This is a genomic window from Flavobacterium cellulosilyticum (genome assembly GCF_004349355.1).
Lineage (GTDB): Bacteria > Bacteroidota > Bacteroidia > Flavobacteriales > Flavobacteriaceae > Flavobacterium > Flavobacterium cellulosilyticum.
The window spans coordinates 23226-29970 of the sequence record NZ_SMFK01000025.1 but is presented as its reverse complement, the minus strand read 5'-3'; the positions used below and the strand labels follow the sequence as shown (position 1 = coordinate 29970).

At 29.1% G+C, this 6745-nt stretch carries 5 protein-coding genes; 1 reads left to right on the top strand and 4 read right to left on the bottom strand.

From position 1 onward, the window contains the following. From E0F76_RS18870 to E0F76_RS18855, 4 genes are all read right to left on the bottom strand, one after another. Window positions 1-323, bottom strand: a 323-nt coding sequence (locus E0F76_RS18870) for a hypothetical protein (protein WP_132009984.1), incomplete at its 3' end; no start/stop codon positions are given. A 117-nt stretch (window positions 324-440) separates the two neighbouring features. Further along, window positions 441-2924 (bottom strand): fibronectin type III domain-containing protein, encoded by a 2484-nt coding sequence (locus tag E0F76_RS18865; protein WP_132009981.1) that lies wholly within the window; start codon window positions 2922-2924, stop codon window positions 441-443. Then, a complete protein-coding gene (locus E0F76_RS18860; RefSeq protein ID WP_132009978.1) occupies window positions 2921-3649 on the bottom strand; it encodes a hypothetical protein in 729 nt (242 codons plus the stop codon). Before E0F76_RS18860 ends, E0F76_RS18865 begins: the two co-directional genes overlap by 4 nt. A gap of 31 nt (window positions 3650-3680) precedes the next feature. Then, entirely contained in the window at window positions 3681-4181 is a 501-nt protein-coding gene (locus E0F76_RS18855; RefSeq protein WP_132009975.1) for a T9SS type A sorting domain-containing protein, read from the bottom strand. Between the two features lie 1225 nt (window positions 4182-5406). On the opposite strand from E0F76_RS18855, the gene E0F76_RS18850 reads away from it, so the two are divergent. Continuing rightward, entirely contained in the window at window positions 5407-5706 is a 300-nt protein-coding gene (locus tag E0F76_RS18850) for a hypothetical protein (RefSeq protein WP_132009972.1), read from the top strand. The last annotated feature ends 1039 nt before the right edge of the window (window positions 5707-6745 follow it).

The window sequence follows — 6745 nt, the reverse complement described above, 5'->3', positions numbered from 1 at the left end:
TGAACGTTAAAATCTGCTCCATTAATGCGTGTATTATTTCCAATGGTGAGTTCATTACCATCACCAATGAGTGAAACATTTCCAGAAAAAAAAACATCCTCTTTAATAAGAATTCGATTGTTAGTACCTTTAATTTCGATAGAAGCATTTCTGATTCTACATCCCTTTTCGATAACAAGCATACAATTTCCTTGAGCTCGGATACGGGTATGAAGTAAATTACCCAAAATCAATACTTTGCTCTCTTTACTTTTTTTTATAGAATTTGATATGCCCCATCGATTTCTGGCAAAGAGTAACACTCTTTTAAGTCGTTCTTTCATGACATTGTGTCTATTGAGTATTTTTTTCTAAATAATTATTATATGCTCCAAATTATCTAATGTTCGAAATTAATACATTTTCTGTTCAATTACCTAAAGTCCAATCAATTAATAACTTTATTGTGTAACTAAAAATTGTGGATAAGGGTTTGGTTTTGAGTTTAAAAGTATAGTATCTGTAGAAGTAGTTAAGGTTCTAATATTTTTAGAAAACAATTTACTTAATGTTGCATTTGATAATAAAGTACAATTTACAAATGTACAGTATGATGGCCAATATGCAATATTATTAGGAACTACTACCGCATTACCAGTAATTATAGAATTTGCTATAAAATTCTGTATTGGATTTCCATCATAAGGTGATCCTAAATCTATATTATCTAAAAATTTGCATCCTTCTATATTATTTATTATCGAATGTAAGGTAGCTTTACTATTAGAATTATTATAAAAATTACAATTCAATAGATTAAATGAATTACTTTCTAAAGTGTAATTTCCAGTAAAATTAGTAAAATCACAATTAGCAAAAATGGTTAATTCCCCACCCATATTTGTTGCCTGTAATCCTCCATTAAATTTACAATCTACCCATGCATTTAGATTACTACCTCTTGATGAACTTAAATTTAAACCAGTTGAACAGTTATTAAACTGACATTTATAAAATACATTTTTATCCATGTAAGTTGACCCATCAATTTGATTAGTAGCAGGAATAGCAAAGGGGTGCGCATATATACCATTTGCACAATTAGTAAAGGCTATATTATCAAAAAAGTTATTGTCTAACCCTACAATATTATAATATTCTACTCCAGCCAAAGCCTGTTCTCTAAAAGAAACAAATTTTAAACTTTGAAATGACATCATCATAGTATGATTACTTACATATAACCCAACACTCCCACCTTGTAATGTTAAATAAGATAAATCAATACTTCCAAAACTACCCGATGTTACAGAAATTAAAGGAAAATCATCTGTAAGTCCACATATTACTGTTTTACCAGTTCCACTACCTATTATCCCTTTACCTACTCCAATAGGAATATTCAGTGTAGAACTTATATAAAATACTCCTTCCGGTAATTCAGCAATATCCCCTGTATTTATTAAGTTTTGGATGTAACTTGTACTATCTATTTTCCCCACTCTTTCAGTTTTCCAATTTGCACCTAGAGGGTCAGGTATAGAATTATAAGCTGGTCTAACCCAAGGAGTGTACTGAGTGCCTAAAATACCATTGGTAAGTTTAGTTATAGTAGGAGAATTCGTAATTGTTGCTGTTTGTTCAGTACCATCATAATTAAAATGAGGTAAATAATCTCTATTTATTTGTTGTAAATAAGACTTATTGTAAAATCCTGTAGCAATACCTGTTAATCTAGTAGGATTATTTGAGGACACAAAATTAAGTAAGTTTGTTCTTAAAGCAATTGTAGAGGGGTATAAAGCATTATCAAAGCTAGTTCCATTTGCTGACACCCCGTAAACCTCATTAGCATCAATGGTATAATAAGGATCACTAGAATTAGCATCACTTATACCTCCATTGAGTATAAATAATTTTACCTTATCTACATTGTTTATGTGAATTAATTCTCTAGTCAATCCACCATAAGTTTCTGCATCAGTACCTACCATTGTTATTGATTCCAAATTATCAATATCAGTTGTTTGTCTAACACTACCTAAATAATTTGAGTGAATAAGTACATTACCATAACTAGGAGTAGTTCTATTCCCTTTCATTACAAGAATATCACTACTTCCAAATGTTTGTTTGATTACTTTAGTATTTCTAATATAACCAGATGAACTGCAATCAAATTGTATTTGTCCTTGAAGGTCTATAATTGTAGTATTTTCAAGTTTTGCACCAACAGTAATTAATGTAGTATATCTTAAAGTTTTTAGCATACAGTTTGTAATAGGTAACCCTTGTTCAAAATAAAGATTTAATCCTATACCGCCCAAAGGTCTTATAGATTCTATATGAACATTATTACTTCCTGCTGCTATTGTTATACCAGCAATACCGCTTGTTGAAGCATGCCCATATAAACTTTGGTTGCTATGCATAACAACCTTAACTCCAGAATAATCACCTTTTTCCAATCGAACACTTCCATAAGTATCAAGCGCTTTTTGTAAATTGGCTTTTTGGGCAATTGGCAATAAATAAGCCTTGAAATATTCAATTTCTTCGGGTTGATTTTGTACACCCGCAGGTACTTTTGACGTTGTAAATGTTAATATATTACTATCCGCAGATAAATTGCCAGCGAAATCAGTTGCTCTAACCGTAAAAGTATAGGCAGTTTCAGGAGTTAATCCTGATACAACATAAGTTGTAGCTGTTCCAAGAGAAGTAGCCAATAAAACACTATTGTTATAAATTTTATAACTGGTTATAACAACATTATTCGTTGGAGCTGTCCAAGTTAAAGTAACACCAGTTGGTGTACTATTACTTGCCACTAAACCAGTCGGAGGATCTGGAAGTGTCGTTTTTTGCAACTCATCAATAGCATAATTGTAATTCTGTGAAAATACAGCTGTTGAAAAGAGTAAGAAATATATTAAATGCTTCATTGTCCTGATATTATATAGGTGTTTTGACCTGATTTTCTAAGTAAACCGAATTTTACATTCCCAGTTTTGCTACTAAATAATGCAGTACCATTGCTAGTATAGTTTATTGAGACTCCTGATCCGGCTTGAATTGTTAAGACAGCACCATTATGAGCTTCTAAATTAATAGTATCTCCAACCAACATGGCAGCAAAATTACTTGTCAAGGTTAATGTGGCTGATGTAGTACATTCAATGGTATTATTGATGTCCGTACTGGCAATATTCCTAGAAGTAACAAAAGGTACAATTTGTGCTTTAAAAGGATTTGCTCCTACTATTTTGTCTGCAGTTTTAGCATGTAACGCATAAGGTACACTTAAAAGTTGGCTAATACCAATAATATTATAATTGGCTCCACCTTTAACGTCTACCTGGGTTTCTATAAAAAAGACCCCTGTTTGCCATGTTATGTTACTAAATTTACCAATAACAACATTTCCTGTACCAATTTCCAGCGAAACCAGTCCGTTATTATTTGTAATAACTGTATGCGTTTCTTGGTAGACTACAGTACCATTTACTGCACCTTGATGTATAATAATTTTAAGACTAACATTTGAATTAGAAATTAAAGTATTGTCTGTTGCACGAATAATTGCTTGATAACTCATTTTTTCTGGAGTCTGAGCAAAAACGTTAAGTGTAACTGTCATAAAAAACAGTATTGTAAGTATTTGTTTCATTTTTTTATATTTTTATTATATTATTTTATTATTATTTTTTTAAAATTTTAAAAGTTTTCGAAATTTTGTTAGTATCAACTACTTGAAGGAGATAAAGAGATGAACTAAGATCCGTTAAATTAACCTGAGTTTCATTTTGATTTATGGTGTTTTGCTTCAAAAGTCTCCCTTGGTTATCATAAAGCTGATATGATCCTTGGACATTTCCAAATTCAAATCCTTTCATATTTATAGTAACATAATCAGTTGTAGGATTTGGGAAAATAAATATTTCTGTTTTAGACGCTTCACTTATTTCTGGTGTACTTAGACTTACACCACTAACTACCTCACTTCCCTGTTGTTGTACGCCTTGCGCTACATTGTAAACCGATACTCCTATATAGGTATAAAATACTTGTCCAATTGAATAGGTAATTGAACCTGAATTACCAGTGGCATCGTTTCCAGTTGTATTAAAGGTTTCCATAATAGTATTAGTGCTTGCTTGTGCATTTTGACTAATCGATTTTACAGATAAAAAAAACATCATAATTATGATTATGTTTATAATTTTTGATTTTGGATGCTTCACGATTTATATGGGCTTAAATTAATTTTCAATTTTACTTTGGCAATAGTATTAAATAAAAAAATAAAAACCGATAAAAGACAAATATATTCGATTAAAAACCTACAATCTTTTTCTTTAATTATATTTTTCTTACATTAATTGCTTTAAAAACACTTTTATTCGTTTGAAAACTAGATTAGTCTACAATTTTTATATTAAGTTAATTCTTAAATAAAAATAAAACAGATGAAATATCTAATATTCACGATAATGTACAGGAGAATTATTTAAATACGAACATTTACTTACATTATTAAGTTATTTCACAAACTATTAATAATTGAAATAATATTTAAAAAAAAACATCGTAAGATATTACTTAAAAAAAAATAAATCATAGATGAAATAACTTATATTTCCGATGAACTGCATTGTTTCCACAAATAAACGATGATATATTTCATAAATTGCATGGGGGAATGATTTTTATTAAATAATTAAATTAGCACTGAACACAATTTTTATTTCATATTTTTTTTGTGGTTTAATTAAATATTTACTAATTAATTAACAAGTACTACTTTGATTTTAAATGCATTAGTTTAGCAATAAAGAATAAAATTTGTATTAATATTTAAACTTTTGAGTGTTTTATCAGCTCAAACAACTTTTTCATTCGAATATTTTTATATTTATTCCTATATAGATTGTGCTTCTTAAAAATACTATGACAAGGTTTTATAATGGAATACTAACTTTTATATTTCCGACTTTTACAACTATACATGGTTGTAATATAGTTCATTAGATAAATAGTAAGGAGGAGAATTTAAAACAAATCGTGACTGTCGTAAAAAGAAAAACTTTAATGGTGTCGATAAATAGAATCTCTATTCTTCCTTTTTGGAAGTCGGAAACCAAGCCATTTCGTTTAAAAAAAACATAAAAAAATATGTTAGTAGATAAATATTATTTTTTGCGTTTTTCAAAAACAACTTTACAATTGAAGAAGAAAGTGATTCCTAAATATGTTTTGGTTAGTGTCTAAAAATATACGCCTAAGACTAGGCGTGGGCTTTTGAGATCTGATATATAGAAACAATTAATAGGACTTCCTGTTATAAGGTCTTTAGTTTAACAACTTTTTCGCAACCTATTAAATCAAAAATAGCTATCTTTAGATATAACTATAAAACGTCTTATTATGAAATCTATTTATCATTATGCCTCTGTTTCCGAAGCCCTTGAGGATTTAAATAAAAAGGGATTTGTCACTGATTTTAATATTCACAATGAAAACATAAAAAATAATCCTGACCATTACGAAATTGTTCATATCTACCGTTACGAAGGCGATACCGATCCTGGGGACGAAGCTGTAGTATATGGTATAAAATCAAATTCAGGGGAAAAGGGAGTTTATGTGGCCGGCTTTTCAGCAAATTCATATGATGAAGTTGCTCAAGTTTTAATTGAAATCAGTATCAAAAATAGAGCAAGATAAATAAACTCTCTTTTTTTTTGATTTTTAAAAGCTTTATACTGTGCTTCACTTCAAACGAAATTCACTGGTCACCTATGCCAATAAATATGAAGTGCAGGAATCAGGCTTGGGCATTTCGGTAGCAACATCCCTTTGTTATTTTAAAAGATTGGATATTCAAAAACGTAATTGAAAAATTCATTTATTCATTCTAGTCTAAATACTTTTTTTGAATTAAATAACTTTATAATTTATATTTTTTAACCAGTTGAGTGCAATTATTAAAAAAAAAAATTAAACACATAGATTCATAGAAAAAAGAATTAGATAGACCAATTCTTGGATTCCCATAGCTATGATATACTATAAAAAAGTGAATCGTTTTGAATTCAAAATTAAAAACTATGTTTCTATGTGTTTAAAACAAGAAAATTTGAATTACACCCAAACGGTTATTTTTAATCATTATTGTCCGATAAAATTAATTCATTATAAAAGTACAGTCCATACGGGACAAATCAAATATTACAACTATCTTACTACCAACATTTAACCTCTACGAGCTAAGCTCCGTTAGGAGCAAAATATTGGTAGAAAAAAATCAAGTCAATTTAATCCTAATGTCCCCTAGGGACTGTACCTATTCCGTTTTATCTATTGTGAAAAGATTTTATCGGACAACAATGATTTTTAATATAAATTATATTAACCCTTTGGGTGCAATTAATAAAAACGTCAATGTGTAGTAAAACGGAACAAAAAATGTATAGAGAACTGTTTTTAACAAATCTGAAACAATTACACCTGAAACAAAATCTCAACACACTAGCAATAAAATAGTTAAATAGTTTTTTAAAAAAAACACACAATAAATTAATTTGCCAACTTCCCTATACTAAAATTTCAAAACAATTTTGTTAACAGAACCTTTATTTTTCTTAACTTCGTTATTCAGCTGGATAAAAGTATCCCTTTTATTTGTATTAGAACCGAAGACAAAACGCAAATTGATTTAAATTATTTCTAAGTCATTATCTTCTTCAAACTTCGGCCCAGCTGA

Bases quoted from the DNA above. Each gene is read 5' to 3' on its own strand.
- E0F76_RS18865 (WP_132009981.1), bottom strand. From the start codon at position 2,924: ATGAAGCATTTAATATATTTCTTACTCTTTTCAACAGCTGTATTTTCA.
- E0F76_RS18860 (WP_132009978.1), bottom strand. From the start codon at position 3,649: ATGAAACAAATACTTACAATACTGTTTTTTATGACAGTTACACTTAAC.
- E0F76_RS18855 (WP_132009975.1), bottom strand. From the start codon at position 4,181: ATGATGTTTTTTTTATCTGTAAAATCGATTAGTCAAAATGCACAAGCA.
- E0F76_RS18850 (WP_132009972.1), top strand. From the start codon at position 5,407: ATGAAATCTATTTATCATTATGCCTCTGTTTCCGAAGCCCTTGAGGAT.